Origin of the sequence: Vulcanisaeta distributa JCM 11217, assembly GCF_001316005.1 — an archaeon.
GTDB lineage: Archaea > Thermoproteota > Thermoprotei > Thermoproteales > Thermocladiaceae > Vulcanisaeta > Vulcanisaeta distributa_B.
Genome location: NZ_BBBJ01000001.1, coordinates 148,674 through 171,087, shown reverse-complemented (window position 1 = coordinate 171,087; position 22,414 = coordinate 148,674). Strand labels below are relative to the sequence as shown.

Here is a 22,414-nt window from a genome sequence, read left to right as displayed (position 1 = left end):
GCTTCAATAGACGCTCTATTGCGCCCATTTCTTGGTCACCGCATTTATCTGAGTCCTCAACAGGTCAAGTTTCTCGGCATCAATCATAAAGTCAAAGCAGGGCGCTAAAACCCTCAACTTGATATCAAGATACTCATCAAGGTCCCTGTAGTAGATTACCCTGCCTCTACCCAAAGCGTCTATTATTAATGAGCAGGGTAGGTACTCATAATTATTAAGAACCACTAGGTCTACGTCCTCGTCACGCACATGGAGAAACCTAGCCAATGCATACTGAAGGTCAAGGTCCTTATCAACATCGATTAACCAAACGGCGACATCCCAATCACCCTTAACAACCCTACCCCCCCACGCCCTAGAACCAAATAGCACTGCGAAGACCACACCGTAATTGCTCCACGGAAATAACCTTAAATCACCAACGCTCATATTTAATTCCTTAATGAATCAGCCCTTACTTATACTTATTATTGCATAGCCCTTCTGAATATCAGCGCTATTCCAGGTACATGATTGGGGCTGGCTTGGTAATCCCTGATATACCCATGATGGGTTAGCTAGAGTTACCTGCTGCCCTTCCTCGCAATTGTATGCCGTGATTGTGTATGGCTGTGTTGATGAGTAGAGTAGGGTAGTGGCCTCATGATCCTCGTTGCTGGCCCTAGGCTCGCCGTCACGGTTATGTTAGCCATTAACTCATAAACCTTATTACTGCCAGACCCAAGTATTGCTGGGTATAGCGTTATATTGTAATTTATGGCGAGTCCCTGGGTTGAGAATGAGGATGTGGGCAGCATGAAAGTGAAGTTGAAGGCACCAGTAACATCGTTAAAGGAGGCTATCGATACGGCGGTTTCCATCTCATGTTTCAACGCCGACGTTACTAACGAGGTTATGTAATTAGCCGTGTTGAGCAGGTTCATGGATATATAGTAATTCATGTACCAGGTGAAGGCTATGACCAGTACCATGAGGACCACGGTCATTATTATGAAGGCCAGCGTGTCCATAACCATCACCCGAAGCCAACACCTATCTGAACTATGGTTACGTACACGGTATTACCCACCACAACGGCACTTGAGCTTATTGGCTTAACGCCATTACCGAAGTAACAAACCTCACTAATCTTCAATATACCACCATTTCTAAGAACTACTGATTGAGACTAATGTTCTGAATGCTAATGATTAACCTGCCCCCTACCCTGATTGCTAATCAGGTTAAGCACGGGTATGTACACATACCCGATCCCAGCGGGACCAGTGCCGTTTATAGTCATAACCCTAGGAACCATGACTAAGTAAGTGCCATAGTTAACGCCATTGAAGTTACCATAACCAAATTGTAGAATGGCCATTGAGGTGCCCATTAAGATGCGCGTTTGGTAGCTGACAATTAGCGAGAGGTCTCTCAGTGATGATGTGGGTACGCCATTAAATGTGGAACCCCTCCACACATTACTAAACCCAGGTGGTAATGAGAAATAGGTGGGTGGCACACCGTATATTAATCCGCCGCTTACTTCATTGATGATATTATTCGAAGTCGTACTAATAGTTATGTTACATAATGAGTTCATAAAGTTGTATGTTCCGTAGTTAGTATTCGGTAGTTGGTATGTGAGTACTGCACCTGGCACGAACATGAATGTATCAATGTCATCCGCGACATTCGTAAGGAATGACGCAACGTACTCAATAGATGACTGAGAGACTTCATTGCCGAACTGCACCATGGAGAAAACAATGAATATGGCACTCATCACCATTATCACGGCAATTAAAATGACGATGCTCAGCACATCGCTTTGTCCGCGCCTCCAGTAGGTATGGACTGGCTTGAGCGTGATCCTCATTCAATCACCCATAATACACATATATGTATACTGGGAGTATTTCAATTTTTCCACTAAGCACAACACCGCCAGTCAATATTTCATTTCTGACGCCGCATGTGTAGTTAATGACGTACGTTCCAGGGCTATTATAATTATAATTAACTGATATCGGATACGTCACATTAAACACAAGCAAATTACTAAGACTGGACCTAAAACGACCAACCAAAACAGGCACCAACAACTCGTACTGACCGCCACCCATGGTAAACACGGTAACCCTGGGATATAACGCGATGAACTCGCCATAAGTCACGCCAGAGATTGTCGATGTCCCATAAAACACCACATTAAACAGATTACTCGACTCATTAACAGCTATTAAACTCCTATTTCCCAGCAACACGTTAATGTACCCACTGGGCATTGAACCATAGCTTGGCGATACACCGAAAATTACACCGCCACTACTATACACGGTTGTCCCATTAATCGTCAAATTACAGAAGGATGACACAACGTTGTAAGTCCCGTAATTAGTCATAAAGACCGGGTAACTAAGCACATTAGATGGCATTGGACTGGACAAGGCACTGTCCAGGTCAGTGGCTACGTTGTCGAATAATGTCTCGACTTGCGAGGCCGACACGTCCGCAGATGCCTTACTAAAGTTGATCCCAACGATTAAGTAGAATATGAGGCCCAGGGCAATCACCACACCCATCATGATGACCATGCTGATAGTCTCACTCAAGCCCCTCGCCATACCCATCACCCACCAGCTACACTCATTAAACCCAGATAAACCAGGTAATAAGTACCATTGGGCAACTGAATGATGGCGTAGGCAGAGGCCGTAGGTGCAAAGCCACTTAGGAAAAACCTCTCCCTATACTGCTGAGGAACTACGTTATACTTATTAAGTAATTCAAAGTTGTAGGAAGTCGTAATTGGCATGTAGTAAGACGTAGTTGGTGTTTGTGTAACCCATAGATCATAGACTATTGTCGTGGCATTATAGACGTAGTAAACACCATTGTTCGGATTTTGTGGCGTACTTTGCTGTATTAGTAAGCTACTGGGCACAATAACTAGGCTTACACTTGTTATGTTTGGATTCGTCATTAATTGAGTACAGTTGAGCCCATTATTGCTCGTTAAATTATAGAAATACGAAAGTGAAGCACCGCCCATCGTGACTAAGTCATATATTGATGCATTTACATCTATTCCACATCTCGTAGGATCTAGCGATAACGATAACGTGAGTAGGTATACGTAGTAATAACTAGGCAGTTGTGTGTAATTAATGTTATTATTAATATTTAGAGATAGATATTCATGGGTATTTCCATACGTCTCAATCACGTTTATATTACCAATACTTATTGGGAATGAAACACCGGCAATTGACCCAGTATAGTCATTTACACACGTATTATTAATGAAGCAAATATTTAGCTCGACATTAACATTATTAAAGCCTAGCGTGAAGTTCGTATCTGGTATCGATGTCATTAATTGACCAATTAGATAGGCGTTAATTCCACCTACGTTATTACTAGTGCTTACTGGTAAGGTGCAGCTGGCTGTCGTTGGAGCATTTAGGCTTTGCATGATGCGGTTCCGCCACTTGTTTTTATCTTAACTAGGTAATTGCTGCCACTGTACATGCCATTGTTACTTGAATAGCATTGAGATAGCGATTGCTGCGTGTAGTAGTTAATGAATTGTGGTTCATTATTATATGGAACATTGAATGAGGAGTACATGATGTTACTGACGCCACCGATTGGATAGCAATACGGGTACTGACAATAGGAATTACTCAACACATTGTAGGGAGTACTACCATTAGACACGAGCATGTAGACATTACCAGTGGCATTGAGCCAAACCACGGCAACGCCAGTACGTGGATCAAAGTACTCAAGCCACCAACTGAGCATTCTAATGTTATTGTTCTCAATGCATTGTGTTATGTTAGTATTAAGTGGGTTTTTGCATTGTATGAAGGCCACATTCGATAATGGCATACTAGTGTTTATTGAATAACTACCACTAAGTAGGGAGTTTATTGTGTATATGTTTAGCGAGAGCATGGACGTATTCGTACTAGTCATAAATATCGGCATGCCCAGCGGAGGTGCGTAGTAAACACTCGGTATTATACTCAGCGGTATCAGTACGTAATTTCCACGATTCACAATAGACGTTAAGACCACAATATCTCTATATGGAACCACGGCAATGTACCAATCATACTGAGGACCAACAATTGTATTGAGCAGTGATTGAACGGCACTCCAGTTACCGTGCTGTACATAGTACGTGAACTGCGGATTGCTGATGGCCGTCAGTAGTACGTCGTATGTGTACCACTCAGTATTCGTCTGTACTTGACCTCTCAGTGTCGTTGTCGGCGAGTTGAAGATTATGGGGGGGAGCAGCGCGGCTAGTATGAGTACTATTATCGTCGCCGCAATGGCCTCAATAATCCTCACCTGCCCACGAACATAACTAGCGGACTGCATCATCACCACCCCTGGCATGCTGGTAATTGCCAACTTGGTGTATACCCATCATACTGAATCTGGTTATTCGCGAATATGAAGTAAAGATTATAATTATAGTATGTATTACCACTTTGCGCTGTTCCATAGCAATTTAGTATTGTATAGTTAAAATACGTGTAGGGTAATGTTTGGTTGGGGAAATGCTCGTACTCTGTGACCCAGTTATAGAGCCCGCTTGGGTAATTGGCAGTGTTGCCATAACCGGTTATTTGGGTCTGCGCTGGTGGCACTATCTGGCTTATTACCGTGTATCCTGTGGCTAAGTTGTACAGTGTTTCGTTGAATGTGAATATGGACATGACGTGCATTGGGAATACGTTATTGACCTTGAGTATGTTTATTGGTAGTATTGGTGTTACTGGACCCATTACTGCATAATCATATCCATTAATTATGTTTGTAATGTATAAGCCTGTGCTTGATCCATATATTGATAGTAGTGTAGGTATGCCAAGGTTTACGAAATAGGTATTAACAATCAATTCGTTACTTGATTCATTAAGTACATAAGCCATATATGGCACTAATGAGGTGGCCGAATAACCCTGTGGGATTAATGAGTTTTGAGGATAAGCCCAGGGATTTAGTGCAAGTACTATATTGCTATAATTAACAAGTACTAAGTACTGCGTTATTGGGTAGCCTGTGGGTGGCCAGGGCATTTGTACGTTAAATACTATTGCGTTGCTTGTTATGTTGCATACGGTGTAGCTAATGCCGAAGCTTTTTGCTCCCAATGTTGGTGTTACGGCTAGTCCACTGAGTATTGTGCCTAGTGCTGGGTTGTTGTTTATGGATACCTCTATTGGTATGTTTGTGGGCAGGTTGTAACTGTTGAAGTACTTTACCGAGGCGTTTATTACCGCGGCGTTTTTAAGTATAAGTGCTACCCAGGAGCCCACGTATACTCCGTTAGTAGTGTCATAGCCACTTAATATATATGCATTATTGCCAAATACTGTGTTTGGTATTAAGTGGAAGTTAGGTAAATAAACAGACATTGATTTTTGAGGTTGACCATTGACATAGATAGAGGCTGTTCCGATGGTGCTTCCACCAAACAAGTTGATTGGTTCATTTGGCGTTACTATGACCGTCACATTTATTATGGTTGAACTTGATGTATAGCTGACTGTGCATTTATTATTGATGGATTGTGAGGTTGATGGTGTAATACAGATAGTGTAGCCTCTATTACCCGTACCGCTGGTTGGCGGTGTTGGAGTTAGGAAGTTTATACCCACTAGGTAGTTATTTGGTGATTGGGTTACGTTGAAGGTCGCGGATATCGCGAAGCCACTCTGTCCCATGAGCTCGTCGACTGGGTATATAAACACCAGTGGGTATGTGCCTGAGGAGACTACCCAACCAATGCCCTTCTGCCAATTCTCCTGGCTTGAGTACGCCCCGTAATAAGGTGCCCATAGTGAGTTGGCTTGTCCGGTAGAGTATATTCCGGGTCCTGTGCATGTGTAAGTGTTTGTTTTGAAGTTGAATATGCACTCCAGTGTTGTGTTGTAGATCATCGTGTTTGGGCTTATGTTGCAGGTGCCATTTGGTGCTATTGATGCTGTTAAGTTTATGGCGTAGTTTAATGTTAGGTGTTGTATTCCTAGGTTGGTAGGTCATAGGTTTGTTGGGCGCTCGCCAGTATTAGTGATTCATTGCCTCCTGAGTACACGTACTTAATGCCTGGTATGCTGAGTGCCCCCCCGTAGAATCCGGTTACGGCTGTTATGTTTGTTTTTAAGTTACTTTCTGGTACTACTAGTCCTGTTGGTGTGTATATGCTATTTATCATTAGTTTTAGTTGCGATTCAATCACATTTGAAAGCGAGTAGGATACTGGCATGGAGGTTAGTGCGTGTAGGTACAAGGTAATTCCCTCATTCATTAGGAATTGGCTATAGTTTATGGCGTAGCCAGTAACCACGGCATTCATCACTTGTATTAACTGTTCAACTATTACCTGCGGATCGTACTTGAGGGCGTAGTACACGCTCCTTTGGTATATGTATGCTGGGGTCATTGTGAATTCCCTGTAGATGAGGGCTATAGCGAGTATAAGGAGGACGAGGAGTATTGCAATAATTAGTAATCCCTGACCTCTCTTGCTTATGTTAGCCATGACCCATCACCCCCCCATCGGTCCGAAGATGTTTCCTCCGTAGTATAGGTATAGGGTTGCGTAGTAGGCTGAGTCCCCCCCGATGTAGACTAGGGCTGTTGCTGTGCCGACTGGCGCGTCCTTTATTGTTTTTCCGAAGACTATGACTCTATTGCTTAGGTAGAATTGTGGTGATATTCCGTAGGGTATTACGAGGATTTGCGATTTAGGTATATTGCCTGCCTGTCCCTGGGAGTTTCTGTAAACGGTGACTACGAGGAACATAGGCGAACTGGGCACGTTCCAATAACATACAGAGCTCTTCTGACCACTACTTGGATTACCGTTGCCAGGATAAGTGGCTGTGCAGGGTACTGGGTATGATTGCTGACTATTACCGTTTGCTGGGTTTAATGTAAAGTTGGTTTCTTGAAATACATAACCGTAGACTGACTTATATATTGCCATTACCCTTAGTCCAAGTGAACGTTTTCCAGTGCTGTTGTAGATTATTTCTAGGCAAGTTGTGTTGAGGGCGCTTGGGTCTATGAAAAGTATCGAGTTGGTGTTTGTGCTGTTGGGTAATATCATTACCATTAATAGTGGTATCGTTATGTTATTTGGCCACACTAAGTAGCCATGGTCTCCAATCCCGCTTATGCTTGCGTATGCGTCTATATATATACTTGATGCGTTGTTTATGTATGGGTGGCTCACGGTTAAGTTGCCTGCGGTGCTTGTGCAGCTTAGGGTCGCCATGTTGAAGACTGCTATTCCGTTATTATTCGTGGTCTCTGGAGGTGATGTACCCGCACATATTGCGAAACTAAACTTGTTACCGCTTGAGCTGGTGCTGTAGTACATTATTGTGTATGTTATTTGAACTGTCGCGTTAGGCACAGGTTGTGGTGGATTTGTATTGAACCTGGTCACTTGCACGGTTACTGTATTCGTTAATGTGTTATTTGCTACCGTGACATTAAATACGGGGGGGTATATTATTAGCTTAAAGTCGTAATTATTACCTAGACCCAGCATTTCCTTTACGTTTGTGTAGTTAAGGGATGCCCTTGCTAAGGTTGTTGGCATTAATATGAAGTAATTCGTTATGTATAGGCTTGTAATGTTGAGACTATTTAGGTATCCAAAGAAGCCACTACTTGATTGTGGTATTTGACATATTGCCGTTGTTCCTGATGGTGGTGGCAGTGGGTTTATTCCGTTTTGGTAATCCCAGTAGGTTAGGGCTAATACCTTAAATGGGTCTAAGCTATATGGTTGGTTTGGCTCGGCCAATCCGAAGGAGGATAGACCACTGGAGTTCAATCCCCCCCAATTGGGTGGATTACCTGGATTTGTAATTATGTATTGAAGTAATGATTGGGCCATGGCATTTAATTGGAATGTGTTTACTTCAGAGCTTGCCGAGTAGGAGTAATTTGGTATGAGGGCTATGAATACGATTATTGCTATTATTATTGCTGGTATTATTATTGCTACTTCAATGGCGCTCGTTTGTCCCTTTGCGCTTAATTTGGAATTGAGCATTAATAATAAATTGAATGTTAGGTTTTTAAACTTAGCTGAACGTGAGACACGTAATAACTTGAATATAAGATTATCGCTTACTAACACCTTTACGGTACTAAACGCTTTAATAGGGGGTTTAATCAATCATCAATTCGATATGGCCAGACAGCCGTACGTGTTTGAGGAGGTGGAGGTTCCGGAGGGTGTTAAGGTTGATGTTAATGGTAGTAGGGTCATTGTTAAGGGGCCATTGGGTACTTTGGAGAGGGACTTCGGTAACATACCCGTCATTATAAGGTCTTCTGACGGTTCCATAATCGTTGAATCCTACTTCGTGGGTAGGAGTGAGAAGGCTGTTGTTGGTACTGTGGCTGGGCACATTAGGAATATGATTCTCGGAGTTACGAGGGGGGGATGGAGGTACAAGCTTAAGATAGTGTTTTCCCACTTCCCAATGAATGCTAAGGTTCAGGGTAATCAATTAGTCATTGAGAATTTCATGGGTAGAAGGTCGAAGATAATCCTCAATATACCCAAGGGCGTTAAGGTTTCAACAACTAAGGATGACATTGTTGTTGAGGGTATTGATAAGGAGATCGTTAGTCAATTCGCAGCAAACATTGAATTGGCCACGACCTTGAGAGGTGACGAGAGGATTAGCCCACATGGACGTGAGGGTGGTCCCGGCGTTCTTGACGGTATTTACGTCTATGCCGTTGAGCACATGAAGTAAGCTCATTCAAGGTATATTCCGGATTTCTCGAGCCTCCTTTCTATTGAGTCCTTATCATCTGCATAGTAATTAATGGCTCTTTTCAGATACTCTTTGTCAATGCTTACCTTACTTTCTGGATCCGCGAGTATTTCGGCAATCCTTGATAGGAATTCATCACCCTCCTCACTAGCCTCCCTGGCCTTTAGGACCAGTAGGTCCTCAAGCCTTATGCTCCTTATTTCAAGTCCATCTACTTTCACCTTAACCGCATTTTTTATCATTTCCTCGGGTATGTAAATGTCGAGGATGTTTTCCATGAGGTCAACCCTAATAACCTGGGCATCAACAAGTATTTCGTAGTACATCATGCCGTTCATGTCCATGCCCACGTCCCAATCATTCTCCCTGGCGATTTCCTCAAATGTCTCGGCTCTGTTATCGTTGATTTATTTATTACAAAGATATCTATGTCGTGCACATTCCAATCAATTCCATAAAGCAGGGGGGGTAGCACCGCACTGCCAATGAGGATGAAATCAATATCCCTCTTACGTAATTCGGAGCCAACCTTTACCAATGCCTTCCTTATTAAATCCACCACTTCCCTGTATTGATTACTTCCCATGCGTAGACTTTAAATTACCATTTAAATTTAAGTGTTTTGCCAAGTATGTCTGGAGTATCGTTTAAGGCCGTGGGTATAAGGTTTGACTACCTACACGCTGAACGCCTCCAATTAATACCGCCTCAAGCACAGGTCGCGTTTAATGTTAACCTCATCATTGGTCCTAATGCCGTGGTTAGGGGGGGTGATGTCGTTGAGATACCATTTTCGCTGGCAGCTAGTTCGAATCCATCAATAGTTAATATATCGATTAGGGGGGGTGCATTGATTATCCAGGGTGATCCAAGGCAGGTTGAGGATATAGCTAAGTCCGTGAATTCAGGTAAGTCCCCACAAATAATTCAGATGATGATTGGTCAATACGTATTCTTCGAAGTAAACCTACTACTTAAGGAGTTGGGTATTCCACCCGCAATGCCGATTGCGCCTCCGCCACAACAACAGCAGAGGCAGGGTGAGGGGACAACGATGTACGCCTAACTCTGTGCCTTCTGCATTGATTGATACTTCCTAATTGCCTTAGCCGTATACTGCAGTGGATTTTTAACACCGCACCCTAGGTTTGTTGGACATAGACCAAGGCTATTCATTTCCTGGCAGGATGGGGGGGGCATGTAGAATTTATGCCCACCCCCCCTAAGGCCGGCTATGTGCTCCACTTGATACCTAGTCTTCTTCTCATCGAAATCAGCCACAGTCCTAAACAGGTTAACCACATCCTCAACGCAATCCTCCACGGGCTTACCCTCGAGGTCATGGCACCTCCTGAGCATGTAGGCAGCCACGGCAAACCTCGCCTGGTGACTCGGGTTACCCCCAGACTTGATCTCGTTAATTATTGCATCCATGCATGGTGGTGTTAACCCCGTTATTTGGACCCTAACCTTTGCCGCAGACCCGGTCCTGTACTCCATAAGCTCCTTCATACCGCCTAATGCGTCGATTAATGCTTCGTCTCATCTAAATTTTCGGATGCCTTACTTATTAGCTCAAGGACCTTTTCTCAACCGCCTCCTCCACCAGCCTAACAAGGTCCTTATACGTCATTAATACCCAACCCTTAAGCAAGTACCTATTAACGAGCTTCCAGTAGGGATCGTTCCTAGGCATGAACCTCAGGTAATCCCAAACCCTGACGCCTACGTCGAATGCCAATGCTAGGTTCTCGTCATATATGTCGAGGTCCCTTAATCTCGCGGCATTAATACCAAATTCCTTAGCGAGGTATATCACGCAGTCCGGATCCTCAAGTGCTAACCTACTTGAGAACCTCTTACTCTCAACATCTGCGAACCTCCTCCAAAGGGCCCTATCAAGGTGTGCCGCAAGGATTATGGCTATGTAATGAGCCAGTAGCTCATCTTCACCGAAGTCGGGGTCATCGGTTATTGAATTCCTTATAATGGCTTCGCTGAGTATTTCGTAAGCTCGTTGAAGCAGTTGTTTACCTATTGCTGAGTTTGCAAGGTCGTTGATGTATAACCCCCCCCTCTCGCTCGTTATTTCCCTGAATCTGGTGAGGCCCTCCCTACTGAATGGATACTTCACAATAAAGCTTACAAAATCACTGAAGCACCTAAGCACTGAAGTCACCGAATTAACAATCACATGTAGGTATATAAAGAAATCAAGCTAATGCTCAGCGTATTATAGAGTAGGATCACATGCTATGTAGCTTATCCATTATCAAAGCCTTGCCCAGGTCATGAATGCTACTAATCTTTATGAAGAGACCACCGCCAATCTTCGAAAGCCTCATTAACAATTCGTCATCGCTATTCTCGCCAATGGCTATCGTGGATATGGTTGTACCACCCCCCCTCCTAAGCCTAACCGCCTCCTTAATGCACATGCTTGAATTGACCGTCCTACCATCAGTTACGCAAATAACATGCTTGGAATTACTCCTAGACCTGGTCAATACCTCCCTAGACCTCTCGAGGGCATTCGCCAGGTTTGTACCGCCACCTGCATACACGTACTTAAGCATGTAATTCATTTGCTGCCAATACCTCCTAACCTGGTGCAATCCCCCCCAAAGCACGTCTGCCCTGAAGTTGAAGAGCACCATGGCAAGCCTATCGTTGGTTTTTGATAGGAACTGAATGTATTGAGCACAGCATCCTTGGCAATCTCTATCTTGGGCATTCCATTACTAAGCTCCCTCATGCTCCCTGATACGTCTAAACAAAGCACAATATCTATGGTCTTAACATTCGCGTACTCCTTAACCACAATGTCCTTGTTAGTGAATAGTTTATGCATCATGGACTTCCTACTCAGGTTCATAGCCGTCTTCTGCAGGTCAACGTCGAAGTAATTATCGCCGATTTTGTACTCCCTAACGCTGACTACGTATGTTGGGTACTTATCTATGTCCGTGAACCTAACAATCTTTACCTGCCCCCCCATACCACTCATCGCATTCCTAACCACATTCCTCAAAGCCTCAAACATCCTCTCCCCCCATCCCTACTCCTTCTAAAGTCCGTGGGTAACAAGCCATAATTCCTGAGGTAAGGCTCCATCTTCCTGAGGACCTTAGCCTTCTCCACAATGTTTGCGTATGGGTCAATGAACATATTTATTAATTGAGCTAGGTTTAGGAAGTTAACAGTACCAACGCCACCATACAGTATTTCATATATCGTTGATATTATTGAGTCAAGTTTTGCATCCTTGCTATGCTCATCGACGTTGGCAATTAGCGACCTACTCATTGAGAGTTCTTGATTCTCCTCAGCACTATATTCGGCACCAAAACCGCCGCTGATATTGCCCGTACCCCCCCTCTCATAATCACTCCTCTCCATGTTCTCGCCCTCAGTAATCTCACCGCCATTATTAACGTTGAACCCAGCAACCTGCTGTGTTGAAGCCTCCTCAGTCTCCTCCTGCATCCTCTCAACATCCTCAAACGCCCTCTCAAATGCCTCCTCAAGCACTCTCTTTTTATCATCTGGGTTCGAAGTCTCTACTGATAGGTATAGGTTCTCGATACCGACCCTAATCACGGTCTCCTTAAATTTATCATAATCAACACCACCCTCAATCAATATTCTCATCATTATGTCATTAGCCGCAGCCTCAAAACTCCTCACCGAACCAGGTCTAATGACCCTTGAATCCTCCTGTAAATACTCATAAACCTTGCTAAGAACTCTCGTGATTATTTGCGCTGGATCAACATTCGCGCTCAAGCCCTAACCCCCCCCACTATGGATAATATACGCCATATTAAATAACTTACCCATCTAATTACTTATGCCTGTTCATATTAATGGCTATCTCCTTGAATATCTCCTATACATCATCACTGCCTCATCAAACTTACGTGCAAGGTAATCCTTCTTCTCAGTCTCATTTGCGAAATTACCACGCACAACATTAACCATGTTACTGATGATCTCCCTCTTCAGGTCATTTAATGAAACCTCCCTACCCTCAAGCCATGCTCTAGACATTGCCGTGGTTATTGCGTAAATCGCGGACCTAATGCTCGGTCCAACCTCAATATTACTATCTTGAGCAACCAACGTCATGAATGTTGCCGTAACCTCCGTCAACGCATCAGGAGCCTTAAGGCTAGGTGCTCCATGTATAGGCTACTCTTCCAGGATAGTATTGACTTGAGGAGGTCCTTGTCCGGGTATGGAATCTCCACAACCTTCATCCTATCCGCCAACGCCTCACTGAGTTCATAAACGCCTGAGTACTCGGCTGGGTTTGACGTGGCTATCACCAGGAAGTCACTCCTTATCTTAAATCCCCCCCTAATGAATACGTAATGTTCCTGCAGAACCTGGAGTAATGCCGCTTGGCTGTATGGATTCAACCTATTTACCTCATCAAGTATTAGTATGCCACCATGAGCCATCACGAGGGGGGGACCAGTATATAGGCCAGTGGGTGATCAAGCCCTGCCTGAAGTGCCACGGCTATGTCGATGTCTCCTGTTAATTCCGTAGCCGTCATGTGGCTATGACATGCAACCTCAATGTATGGAGGCTCAGAAATATGGAGCACCTCAGCCAGCGTCTCCGCGAGTGTTGTTTTTCCTATGCCTACGGGTCCCATTATAAGCACGTGCCTACCCACAGCCAAGCTGCTTAGTACGTCCATAGCTATATCATCTAAGCCCTTAAGCTCCCTCTCCAACTCCGTAAGTATCTTCTTAACGCCCTTAGTCCTTATGGCATCCGCAACCAATTTATTAACCTGAATCTCCTCCCTCTTAACCAGGTCTGATAATCTCGGCAGTAATGCCATTAATTCCTTACCTGTTGCCATTCAGTACAAACGCAGCTCTTGAGCTTTAAATTTTTAGTGCTACATCGTTTTAACTAATTTGCCTATGCATGAGGAGAAAGGTATTAATATCCTTACTCAATAACGCCTTAGTCGTTTCGAAAAGGTGATTTTAGTGAGGTATGGCTACTCGGATGAGGAAGATTTAAATGAATACGAATTAAAGCGAGAGATAAAGGATCCAAAGCAGAGGTGGATCGTTAGGATAATTAGGTCAATGAAGGATTACTACAAGAAATGCCCATACTACGACACAAGGTCTGGCGACTGCTTTATACTGTTTAATACGGAGGATCATAAGTGCCCAAGGGAGGGTAGGTATGAGGGTTGCCCAATACTCGAGGCATTCCTGGCGAGTAGGTATGATGAACTTAAGAAGAAGGGTAAGCCAATACCCTATGATTTCAGGGATCTAGCACTATATTAAGGAATAATACTTTATACCCCCCCTTATTGAGTAATCAAGCTTAAATAATTACGTAATTAATAATTATACTGTGGAAATACAATCAGTGGGACCCAATGAATTTTTGAGTATTGACGGCCCAGCAAGCGTTAGAATAATCGACGGCAAGCTCTACGTATTGGGTGCTGAGTATGGACCTGGTAGTTCGTTCACGGTAATGAGAGGTAGAAGAATAATCGTGAAGTCACTCAGTGAGAGCAAGATAGATATTGTGCTTGGTCCTGAGGGAAAGATGGAAAAGATTGACGGTACTAATGAGGTGATTGATGCGTGGGATAGGGAGTTATCCACCATACAGTTGAGGAACTCAATCATAGTGGTGCTTGGCGCCATGGACGTTGGAAAAACGACAGTAACCGCAATGCTCGTTAATAAGGGCGTGAAGGAGGGACTTAAGGTTGGGGGGGTTATTGATGGTGATCCAGGACAAAATGATATTGGACCGCCAACTACAATATCGGCGTCCATAGCTACGAACTTCATAACACATCTAACGCAGTTGAGGAACTTGAGGTCCATATTCGTAAAGACAACAAGTATAGAGTATGTATGGGATTATGTATTGAATTCTATTTCGAAATTAATTAATGAGCTTAAACTTAATTATAGTGTCGATACGGTAGTAATTAATACTGATGGCTGGGTCTCTGAGCCCGCGCCGTGAAGTTTAAACTTGAAATGATAAAACGTGCCAATGCAAATCACATCATCGTTATTAGACGTAGTGATGAGGTAAATGAGTTACTCAAAGAATTAGCAAGCCTTTCCAGGAATACCATTGTATTGCCATCACCACCTAATGCCAGGGTTAGGGATAGGGATGATAGGAAGATACGGAGAGAGATGGGTTATAGTAAGTATTTAATGCCTTCCAGGGAATTAAGTGTGAACTTGAGGGAGAAGCCTATCGTGAATTTACCGCTATTTAATGGGTTGAGGTATGATAATTACATTACGAGGCTCATTCAAAGAAGTCTTAACATACCATTGCATTACATTGAGCAGTGGGGGGGAGGGGGGGTTGCCGTTGCCATAGGTAATGTTAAGGAGTTCCAGGTTAAGAGCTTAGGTGATGTGAACATAGCGATATTGCCGATGAATTGGGAGAGGGGGTTGCTCGTGGCCCTGGAGGATAGGGATAATTACCTATTATCATTGGGCGTGCTACGTAAGATTTACTATAACACGGGCAAGGCCGTAATATCAATACCCAAGTCATTCAATAATGAAGATTTAATTGACCACATAAGGCTTGGCATGATTAGGGTTAATGATAATTATGAGGAGATCGAGAAGACGCTTTATATTGGTAGGATTGAATCGTTATTATCCTCACAAAATATACTTAAAAAGTAATAGCTGAGACAAACGTTTATTATTTGGGAAAGGTATTTTTAGGTAAGGATTTATTAATAAATCACTATGGTAAATAAGGTAGTTAAGAGGGATGGCTCCGAGGAGGATTTTATAATTGAGAAGGTTATAGTCAGCATACTTAAGACGGGCGCACCAATCGATGTAGCGAGGAGGATCGCCAGAAAGATCGAGTGCCAGTTCATGGATGTTGATAAGGTCACGGCTAAGGACCTAACCAAGGCCATATTAACCGAGCTTAAGAAGGTCAATGAGGAGTGGTATAGGAATTGGATAGTCTTTGATAGAGCCGTAAAACGTAGGCTAACAGAGAAGGAGCTTGAGTGAGGGATTCGTCTCAATAAGTGATTCCTTAAATTTCTATTTCCTACTCTTACCCTTCCTCCTTTCCTCCCTCCTCTTCGCAATCTCCCTCTCCGCTCTCCTAGGCTTTAGACTATTTTCGTAAACCATATTGATTAGGACAATGAATACTGTCGCGATAATCATGACCATAATGACCCAGGGAATAACACCGAGCATCAACGGCCCAAGCGCACCTGATGTGAATAGTTGATAAACACTTACTGAACCTGACGGCACAAACGTGTATCCATGCTTAATTAATACTACGAAGTAGGCGGCTAGTCCTATCATTAAACCTGCATAGGCTGCGTTTGCGTACTTAACAATGCTCCCAAGGTTCATACGTATATATCGCGAATAAACGCTTTTAAAAGTGCTCTCTCCCTCATTAACCGTAAGATGCGTAGGATTGTTTACCTGGGTAGGCATTTAATGCTTAAGTCGAAGTACCTGGACAAGCTGGGTAACGGTAGGTTCACAACGATTAGGCTCGGCATAATTAGGCCGAAGTACAGGGAGGTCTTTATTCATAGTGGCGGTATGGTCGTTGCTAAGGCGCGCATAGTGAATGTTCTTTACAAAAGGATTTCTGAGTTGACAGATGAGGATGCCATTGCTGATGGCTTCACCAGCCGGGAGACATTGATTGAGGAGTTAAGGGATATCTATGGTGATGTGTCTAATGATGATTGGGTCACGATACTCACGCTTGAGGTCACTAGAGTGATTGGGCGTAGAGATGATGGTTCCGTTGGCCTTAGCCCAGTTGATATTGCCAGGCTTGCGCTTAGGTATAATGTACCTATGAGTGATGAGGAAAGGAGGGTATTGCAGGAGTTAGTTAATGAGGGTAGTATTCGTAAGGTGGCGGTTAAATTATTCAATTCCTTTAAGGGTAGGGTAGTAATCAGGAGAATCGTTAGGAGGGCACTTAAGCATTTGATTCGTATGGGTGTTATAACGGATTACTGAGCCACGCGTTCTATACCTATCCTAATCTTCATATCCTCAATATCCCAATCCATGGCAAATGCGCTTGCTGGAATATTACCAATCACTATATCCATCGCCCTAACCTCATTCGTTATGTAACCCATAAACTCCTTAATGGCTGATACTAGGTCATCACTTCCCGTACTCACGTAAACCCTTATCCTCTCATCAACCTTAAGGTTGGCCTTAGCCCTCATGGTCTGTATGCGCCTAACAATCTCCCTAGCCAATGCCTCATAGTACAGTTTCTTATCCATGACCTTACTAAGGCATATCTCGTAACCCCCCCTTCCCTGAGCCCTAGCATACTCCTCCTCATTGCACTGCTCAATCTTGCTCACGAATTCCACATCCTTAACATTGGCGAGGTACTCGAGCAAGTGCCTCACCTGACCAAGCATTTCCAGGTTACTGGCATTTTCAACCTTAATAACAGCCCTTGCCAATGGCCACCTAAGCTTAACCTTTATCCTATTCCTCATCTCCGCGATGTCTGAGAACATGGCAAACAATAGCTCAAAGGTACCCTCTAATTTCTCATCTATGTACTTCTCATTTACCTGAGGCAGTAGCGTGAGGTGGACGCTCTCCGACTCATTCCTCTCAAACTTTCTAATGAAGGCATTCCACAGGTACTCAGTTATGTGGGGGTACCAGGCTGAGCCCATTATCAATGCACCCTTAATCACGTAATAAAGCACTGCATAGGCTGCGTACTTATCCTCCCTACTCTCCTCAGTCCAGACCCTGCGCCTAATCAGCCTGATATAGCCATGGCTCAAGTCATCGACGATGAGGCTAACCCACTCCCTTGCGGCCATGTGAAGCTCCATGTTGTTCATATAATCAATGAACCTACGCAACCTACTATTGAACCTACTGAGTAGCCACCTATCCTCAATCAACCCCCCCTTATCAATTAATCCCTCAAGCCTATGCACCGCTGGGTCAAACCTGTCGAGGGTCATGTACGTGTCCGCGAACTTAACCACATTCCAAAGTATTGAAAGTACACTCCTGGTCTCGGCAATCTCGTCAGGATCAACGGACATGGTATCCCAGGGAGCGGACTTAGTAAGTAGGTAGAGTCTCGTTGGGTCAGCACCCCCACTTATTGAATAAGTCCTCAGCCCAAACCACGTTGCCCTTGGACTTACTCATCTTCTGTCCGTACTTATCAACAACGTGGCCACTAATTAGTATGGACTTATAGGGCGCCCTACCCATCCATAGGACAGAGGTAACGAGTAATGAGTAGAACCAACCCCCCCTCGTTTGGTCTATCGCCTCCGTAACCCAGTCATACGGATATAACTTATCAAACAACTCCTTATTCCTAAGACCATCAATACTGGCTATCCAGGCCACACCGCTATCCATCCAAACATCCACAACGAATGGTTCCCTAACCCATTCCTTACAGTCTTCAGTCTCTATTTTCACCATGTCAATCCAAGGCCTATGAACAAGCATCTCACTTGGTACATTAGGTATGAACTTGGCGTACTTCCTCAACTCATCTAGAGAACCTATTACTAGAATCTTGCTTGGGTCATCCTTACAACGCCAGACAGGCAGTGGCGTACCCCAGACCCTACTCCTCGATATCGTCCAATCCCTGGCATTCGCAACCCAGTTATCAAACCTATCCCTAAGGAAGTCTGGGTATATCTTCACCTTCTTAAGTTCCTCAACCAGCTTATCCCTATATGCGGATACCCTAATGAACCACTGCCTATCAGACCTATAAATCAACGGTGTACCGCACCTCCAACAGTGTGGGTATGCATGTACTATAGTCTCGTAATGAAGAAGTAAGCCCCTCTCCTTCAGATCTTTAATTACTTCCTGGGAAACATCGAGCCAATACTTACCGCGGAATTCACCGCCATTCTCATTAAATATTCCGTTAATCTCCACGGAATTAGTAATAGGCAAACCATACTTCTTGGCAACCTCAAAGTCCTCAGGACCGTGGGCAGGGGGGGCTATGTGAACAAGCCCAGTACCCTCCTCAAGCGTTACGAAGTCCGCAAGAACCACGTAATGAGCCTATCAATGTGACTGGCATGTATTGGCACCTTCTCCATGTAAATATGCCTATACCTGGTCCCAGCCAATTCTGAACCCTTAACAACCCTAACAATTTCATAATCCTTAACACCGAACTTCTCCATTAACTTAGGTATAAGGGGGGGCTCAGCGAGCCATAGGTACTCCGTAGTGTTATTAATACTGACCTTAACCAATGCGTAGTTAAAGTTGGGATTAACGGCCACAGCCTCATTATCAATTAGCGTCCAGGGGGTTGTGGTCCAAATAACTAGGTAAGTGTTGCTTGCACCCTCAACGGGGAATTTAACGTATATTGACGGATCCTCCCTATCCTCATAGCCCTGGTCAACCTCAGCATCACTAAGGCTGTCTCGCACCTTGGCAGAATGGTAACACTCTATAGTCCTCGAATAGCAATCCCTTCTCCCAGGCATTCTTTAGGAAGGCCCAGACGTGCTCTATGTAGTATGGCTTTCTAGTCTCATAGGCCTTATCAAGGTCCAACCATAGACCAAGCCTCCTCGTCCCAACCTCCCTCCACTTCTCAAGGTAGTAATCAACCAATGAATCGCACTCAAGCTGAATTTATCATAGCCAACCTTCTCAATATCCTTCTTAGTCCTGAGCCCAAGCTTCTTCTCTACCTCAATCTCCACCGGCAATCCCTGCTCATCCAACCACCCTGAGCCCAAACCCTATAACCAAGCAGCCTATGGTACCTAAGGACAACGTCCTTGTACGTCCTACCCCCCCTAATATGGCCAACATGTGGGAAGCCATTAGTCGTTGGTGGTCCCTCGAGGAACGTATACCACTTATTGGCGTTTTCAGGTCCTTCATGCCACTTACCCTCAATGTTCGCCTCACGCCAATACTGCCTAACAACCTCCTCAATTCTTTTCACATCGAATTGCGTCTCCAGGGTGAAGCGTGAATCAATAACGGACACCCGTCATAAGCTATATTAAGTATTTAAAAATTTCACGCAATGTCATTACCATAAATTCTCATCAATTCATTAATAAGATTACCCGTCAGCACCGTGAATACATTAATTGTACAACGTTACATCTAAGTTCTATTTCCCAAATCTCGGAAACGTAGTAATACCGCATTTAATTCACTAACAAGCCTATTGAGACTATCCACATCAACATCCTGGCGCGGCCCTATGGCGTTCATATCCAGCGTAAGCGGCGTAAGTGCAATATTACCTTCCCTATGCACTACGTAGGTGTCCGTATTCTCCTCAGGCTCAAGTAACGAACCAAACAGCCAGTAATACTTACCCCCCACGCGGGTCAACCCTAACATCAATCTTCTCAGAGAACTTAAGCTTCGAAGCCCTAACAAGCTTAACCCTAATATCCCTACTAACGGTCCTCGGGAAGTTTATACTAATTACATCAACACCCCTAGGCATGCCATGCCTAAGCACGAACAACGCCGACTCCCTAATTATAGCCTTAAGCACGGGCTCAAGCTCCTCATTACCCTCAAGCTCATCACCACTCTCAACATCAACAGAATACGCAATAGCCGGAATACCAAGCAGCGCCGCCTGAAAGGCAGCACCAAGAGTACCTGACGATAGTATTACCTGCATCGAAGTATTATCACCAATGTTTATGCCAGAGAGGACAAGGTCCACATTACCCGTTATCTCTAGGGCCGCCAAGTATATTGTGTCAGACGGAGTACCTGAAGTCGCATACACCTTAAAGCCACAAAGGTCCATCACAGAGACCCTAAGCGGCTTATGAAGGGTTATGCCAAGACCAGAGGCCGATTTAGGCGTTTCTGGAGCCACAACGTATACCTCGCCTAGATCCTTTACGTATTCATACAACATCCTGAGCCCTGGGCTGTATATGCCGTCGTCGTTTGTTACGAGTATCTTAACCACAATGGCTTTTAGGGTATAGGTTTATAAAGGGTTTCGTGCTCATTAGTCAAGGACTATAAGTCAGGGCTTGAGTGGTGGATGAGCCATGGGTATGGAGATTGTTGCTCCAGGAGATGTTGTTGGCGTTGCTGAGGAGTACTTGCCGGGGGGGAGAATGTTGAGGTTGATGCGGATGGTAAATTAAGGGCTCAGGTTATGGGGGGGATAGTCGTACGTAATGATAGGGAGCATGTTATCAGCGTTAAGCCAATAAGGAGTAGTAATTCATTATTGAAAGTAAACGATATTGTTTATGGTAAGGTTGTGGCAATGCCAAATGATAGGGTTGTCATTGTGAAGATAATTGGTGTTGAAAATAATGGCAATAAGGTGGTGTTAAAGGATGACGTGACAGGTATAGTACCTCCATCCCAACTATTAAATGGAAAACCCAGCGGTGCCAGTGAGGTTCTTGGGGTTGGCGATATAATTAGGGCGAAGGTAATATCGAGGGATCCACCGTATACATTGACCCTAAGGGATGCGCAGCTTGGTGTGGTTTATGCCAAGTGCCCTAGGTGCGGTCATCCATTGAAGTGGAAGGGTGGAGAGTTGCTTCAATGCCCTAATTGTGGTGCTGTGGTTAGGCGTAAGGTTAGCCTTGTTGAGTACTGGGCTTGAGGTCAGTCGTAATACCACTCCTCATTGCTCAGGGGGTCGAGGTGGTCATCACCGTATTAAATGCGTTGAGGTAGGTATTAAAAACTTCCTTAATTGATATTGCCTCAGTGATGATGACTGGTATTTCTGAACAGTGAAGACTGGCACCAGAGCTGATACCTGGGTAAAAGTATTAATACCGCGGATTACCGCGTATCATGTGAAATTCTCAATAGATGATAAGCTCAGGGGTAAGGTCTTCGTTGGTGTTGGCATTGTGCGTAATGTTGAGAATAGAGAGTACCCAAGTGAGTTATTAGTTATAATCAATGATGTAGTTAAGGAGGTTAGGTCGAAGTATAGCCTTGATAAGCTTAAGGATGACCCAATCATTAGGTATTACAGGGACTTCTACTGGCATGAACTTGGTATAGACCCAACGAAGCAAAGACCCGCCCAGGAGGCTTTACTTAGGAGAATTCTTAGGGGCGAGGATTTGCCGAGGATTAATCCGGTGGTCGATATCGGCAATGTTGCGAGCATAAGATACTTAGTACCAATTGGGCTTTATGACATTGATAGTTTTGGCGGTAAGGACCTCATTATTCGCTATGCCAGGGATGGGGAAATCTTCAACCCGATTGGTTCACCGCAGAAGACCCTTAGCAGTAATCAGATAATTCTATCAACAATTGACGGCTTAATACTCCATGTCTATCCATATAGGGACTCTGAAACTACGAAAATAAGGCCCGAAACAAAGAATGTATTAATAGTGACGGCAGGCGTTCCTGGAGTAGATGATGAGAGATTAATCGAATCTGCTCAGTTTATCATTGATCTAGCAACTAAATACTTGGGAGGGGGGGTGCCCATACGAAGCCTGTCGTAATCAGGGATGAGGCGGATATAATACTGTAATGCTAAATAACTAT

Annotated in this window: 25 protein-coding genes and 4 pseudogenes; 9 read left to right on the top strand and 20 right to left on the bottom strand. The window is 44.2% G+C overall.

The window, feature by feature from the left end; translation table 11 throughout:
• Nucleotides 1–15: 15 nt before the first annotated feature.
• The 9 genes from JCM11217_RS01020 to JCM11217_RS00980 form a co-directional block, all read right to left on the bottom strand.
• Nucleotides 16–429 carry a nucleotidyltransferase domain-containing protein gene (locus tag JCM11217_RS01020; protein ID WP_054841785.1) on the bottom strand — a complete coding sequence of 138 codons (414 nt, stop codon included), beginning with the start codon at nt 427–429 and terminating at the stop codon, nt 16–18.
• Between the two features lie 134 nt (nt 430–563).
• Nucleotides 564–1,016 carry a hypothetical protein gene (locus JCM11217_RS01015; RefSeq protein WP_054841784.1) on the bottom strand — a complete coding sequence of 151 codons (453 nt, stop codon included), beginning with the start codon at nt 1,014–1,016 and terminating at the stop codon, nt 564–566.
• A 167-nt stretch (nt 1,017–1,183) separates the two neighbouring features.
• Nucleotides 1,184–1,858 carry a hypothetical protein gene (locus JCM11217_RS01010; protein WP_243677912.1) on the bottom strand — a complete coding sequence of 225 codons (675 nt, stop codon included), beginning with the start codon at nt 1,856–1,858 and terminating at the stop codon, nt 1,184–1,186.
• A 4-nt stretch (nt 1,859–1,862) separates the two neighbouring features.
• Nucleotides 1,863–2,612 (bottom strand): hypothetical protein, encoded by a 750-nt coding sequence (locus JCM11217_RS01005; RefSeq protein WP_054841782.1) that lies wholly within the window; start codon nt 2,610–2,612, stop codon nt 1,863–1,865.
• Entirely contained in the window at nt 2,612–3,358 is a 747-nt protein-coding gene (locus JCM11217_RS01000) for a hypothetical protein (protein WP_243677911.1), read from the bottom strand. The genes JCM11217_RS01005 and JCM11217_RS01000 overlap by 1 nt, the downstream gene beginning before the upstream one ends.
• Nucleotides 3,359–3,444: 86 nt before the next feature.
• A complete protein-coding gene (locus tag JCM11217_RS00995) occupies nt 3,445–4,377 on the bottom strand; it encodes a hypothetical protein (RefSeq protein WP_243677910.1) in 933 nt (310 codons plus the stop codon).
• Nucleotides 4,377–5,942 (bottom strand): hypothetical protein, encoded by a 1,566-nt coding sequence (locus JCM11217_RS00990; RefSeq protein WP_054841779.1) that lies wholly within the window; start codon nt 5,940–5,942, stop codon nt 4,377–4,379. The genes JCM11217_RS00995 and JCM11217_RS00990 overlap by 1 nt, the downstream gene beginning before the upstream one ends.
• An 86-nt stretch (nt 5,943–6,028) precedes the next feature.
• Complete coding sequence (locus JCM11217_RS00985) at nt 6,029–6,544, bottom strand: hypothetical protein (RefSeq protein ID WP_054841778.1); 516 nt, start codon at nt 6,542–6,544, stop codon at nt 6,029–6,031.
• A gap of 6 nt (nt 6,545–6,550) precedes the next feature.
• On the bottom strand, nt 6,551–8,071 hold the full coding sequence (locus tag JCM11217_RS00980; protein ID WP_054841777.1) for a hypothetical protein: 1,521 nt from the start codon (nt 8,069–8,071) through the stop codon (nt 6,551–6,553).
• Between the two features lie 139 nt (nt 8,072–8,210).
• Here JCM11217_RS00980 and JCM11217_RS00975 point away from each other — a divergent pair, with 139 nt between their 5' ends.
• Entirely contained in the window at nt 8,211–8,786 is a 576-nt protein-coding gene (locus JCM11217_RS00975) for a 50S ribosomal protein L6 (protein ID WP_054841897.1), read from the top strand.
• Between the two features lie 2 nt (nt 8,787–8,788).
• Here the strand turns inward: JCM11217_RS00975 and JCM11217_RS12335 are convergent.
• Nucleotides 8,789–9,393: pseudogene (locus tag JCM11217_RS12335) on the bottom strand (nucleotidyltransferase).
• A 45-nt stretch (nt 9,394–9,438) separates the two neighbouring features.
• On the opposite strand from JCM11217_RS12335, the gene JCM11217_RS00960 reads away from it, so the two are divergent.
• On the top strand, nt 9,439–9,873 hold the full coding sequence (locus tag JCM11217_RS00960; RefSeq protein ID WP_054841774.1) for a hypothetical protein: 435 nt from the start codon (nt 9,439–9,441) through the stop codon (nt 9,871–9,873).
• Here JCM11217_RS00960 and JCM11217_RS12330 read toward each other — a convergent pair.
• The 7 genes and pseudogenes from JCM11217_RS12330 to JCM11217_RS12315 form a co-directional block, all read right to left on the bottom strand.
• Nucleotides 9,870–10,319, bottom strand: a complete 450-nt coding sequence (locus tag JCM11217_RS12330; protein ID WP_243677909.1) for a hypothetical protein — start codon at nt 10,317–10,319, stop codon at nt 9,870–9,872. The genes JCM11217_RS00960 and JCM11217_RS12330 overlap by 4 nt on opposite strands.
• Nucleotides 10,320–10,377: 58 nt before the next feature.
• Complete coding sequence (locus tag JCM11217_RS12325; protein ID WP_243677908.1) at nt 10,378–11,001, bottom strand: hypothetical protein; 624 nt, start codon at nt 10,999–11,001, stop codon at nt 10,378–10,380.
• A 52-nt stretch (nt 11,002–11,053) separates the two neighbouring features.
• Nucleotides 11,054–11,464 carry a VWA domain-containing protein gene (locus tag JCM11217_RS00950; protein WP_243677907.1) on the bottom strand — a complete coding sequence of 137 codons (411 nt, stop codon included), beginning with the start codon at nt 11,462–11,464 and terminating at the stop codon, nt 11,054–11,056.
• A complete protein-coding gene (locus JCM11217_RS00945) occupies nt 11,389–11,850 on the bottom strand; it encodes a DUF58 domain-containing protein (RefSeq protein WP_243677906.1) in 462 nt (153 codons plus the stop codon). Before JCM11217_RS00945 ends, JCM11217_RS00950 begins: the two co-directional genes overlap by 76 nt.
• Nucleotides 11,835–12,593 carry a hypothetical protein gene (locus tag JCM11217_RS00940; protein ID WP_054841771.1) on the bottom strand — a complete coding sequence of 253 codons (759 nt, stop codon included), beginning with the start codon at nt 12,591–12,593 and terminating at the stop codon, nt 11,835–11,837. The genes JCM11217_RS00945 and JCM11217_RS00940 overlap by 16 nt, the downstream gene beginning before the upstream one ends.
• Nucleotides 12,594–12,677: 84 nt before the next feature.
• A complete protein-coding gene (locus JCM11217_RS12320; RefSeq protein WP_243677905.1) occupies nt 12,678–12,959 on the bottom strand; it encodes a hypothetical protein in 282 nt (93 codons plus the stop codon).
• Nucleotides 12,959–13,428, bottom strand: a pseudogene (locus tag JCM11217_RS12315) (hypothetical protein); the annotation flags it as partial. The pseudogene JCM11217_RS12315 and the gene JCM11217_RS12320, both read right to left, overlap by 1 nt.
• Nucleotides 13,429–13,816: 388 nt before the next feature.
• On the opposite strand from JCM11217_RS12315, the gene JCM11217_RS00930 reads away from it, so the two are divergent.
• The 4 genes from JCM11217_RS00930 to JCM11217_RS00915 all read left to right on the top strand — a co-directional run bounded on the left by JCM11217_RS00930 (nt 13,817) and on the right by JCM11217_RS00915 (nt 15,868).
• Nucleotides 13,817–14,128 carry a hypothetical protein gene (locus JCM11217_RS00930; protein ID WP_054841770.1) on the top strand — a complete coding sequence of 104 codons (312 nt, stop codon included), beginning with the start codon at nt 13,817–13,819 and terminating at the stop codon, nt 14,126–14,128.
• 70 nt (nt 14,129–14,198) lie between these two features.
• Nucleotides 14,199–14,831, top strand: a complete 633-nt coding sequence (locus tag JCM11217_RS00925) for a Clp1/GlmU family protein (RefSeq protein ID WP_243677904.1) — start codon at nt 14,199–14,201, stop codon at nt 14,829–14,831.
• Nucleotides 14,828–15,523, top strand: a complete 696-nt coding sequence (locus tag JCM11217_RS00920) for a hypothetical protein (RefSeq protein WP_054841768.1) — start codon at nt 14,828–14,830, stop codon at nt 15,521–15,523. Before JCM11217_RS00925 ends, JCM11217_RS00920 begins: the two co-directional genes overlap by 4 nt.
• Before the next feature lie 66 nt (nt 15,524–15,589).
• Nucleotides 15,590–15,868 carry an ATP cone domain-containing protein gene (locus JCM11217_RS00915; RefSeq protein ID WP_054841767.1) on the top strand — a complete coding sequence of 93 codons (279 nt, stop codon included), beginning with the start codon at nt 15,590–15,592 and terminating at the stop codon, nt 15,866–15,868.
• Nucleotides 15,869–15,901: 33 nt separating this feature from the next.
• On the opposite strand, the gene JCM11217_RS00910 is transcribed toward JCM11217_RS00915, so the two are convergent.
• Nucleotides 15,902–16,228 carry a hypothetical protein gene (locus JCM11217_RS00910; RefSeq protein ID WP_054841766.1) on the bottom strand — a complete coding sequence of 109 codons (327 nt, stop codon included), beginning with the start codon at nt 16,226–16,228 and terminating at the stop codon, nt 15,902–15,904.
• A gap of 57 nt (nt 16,229–16,285) precedes the next feature.
• Between JCM11217_RS00910 and JCM11217_RS00905 the strand changes: the two genes are divergently transcribed.
• Nucleotides 16,286–16,858 (top strand): ASCH domain-containing protein, encoded by a 573-nt coding sequence (locus tag JCM11217_RS00905; RefSeq protein WP_054841765.1) that lies wholly within the window; start codon nt 16,286–16,288, stop codon nt 16,856–16,858.
• Here the strand turns inward: JCM11217_RS00905 and ileS are convergent.
• Nucleotides 16,852–19,883: pseudogene (gene ileS / locus JCM11217_RS00900) on the bottom strand (isoleucine--tRNA ligase). The gene JCM11217_RS00905 and the pseudogene ileS overlap by 7 nt on opposite strands.
• A 122-nt stretch (nt 19,884–20,005) precedes the next feature.
• Nucleotides 20,006–20,786: pseudogene (surE, locus tag JCM11217_RS00895) on the bottom strand (5'/3'-nucleotidase SurE).
• A gap of 249 nt (nt 20,787–21,035) precedes the next feature.
• On the opposite strand from surE, the gene JCM11217_RS00890 reads away from it, so the two are divergent.
• Together JCM11217_RS00890 and JCM11217_RS00885 are read left to right on the top strand one after the other, a co-directional pair.
• On the top strand, nt 21,036–21,500 hold the full coding sequence (locus JCM11217_RS00890; RefSeq protein WP_243677903.1) for an exosome complex RNA-binding protein Csl4: 465 nt from the start codon (nt 21,036–21,038) through the stop codon (nt 21,498–21,500).
• 199 nt (nt 21,501–21,699) lie between these two features.
• Nucleotides 21,700–22,371, top strand: a complete 672-nt coding sequence (locus JCM11217_RS00885) for a phenylalanine--tRNA ligase beta subunit-related protein (protein WP_054841764.1) — start codon at nt 21,700–21,702, stop codon at nt 22,369–22,371.
• The last annotated feature ends 43 nt before the right edge of the window (nt 22,372–22,414 follow it).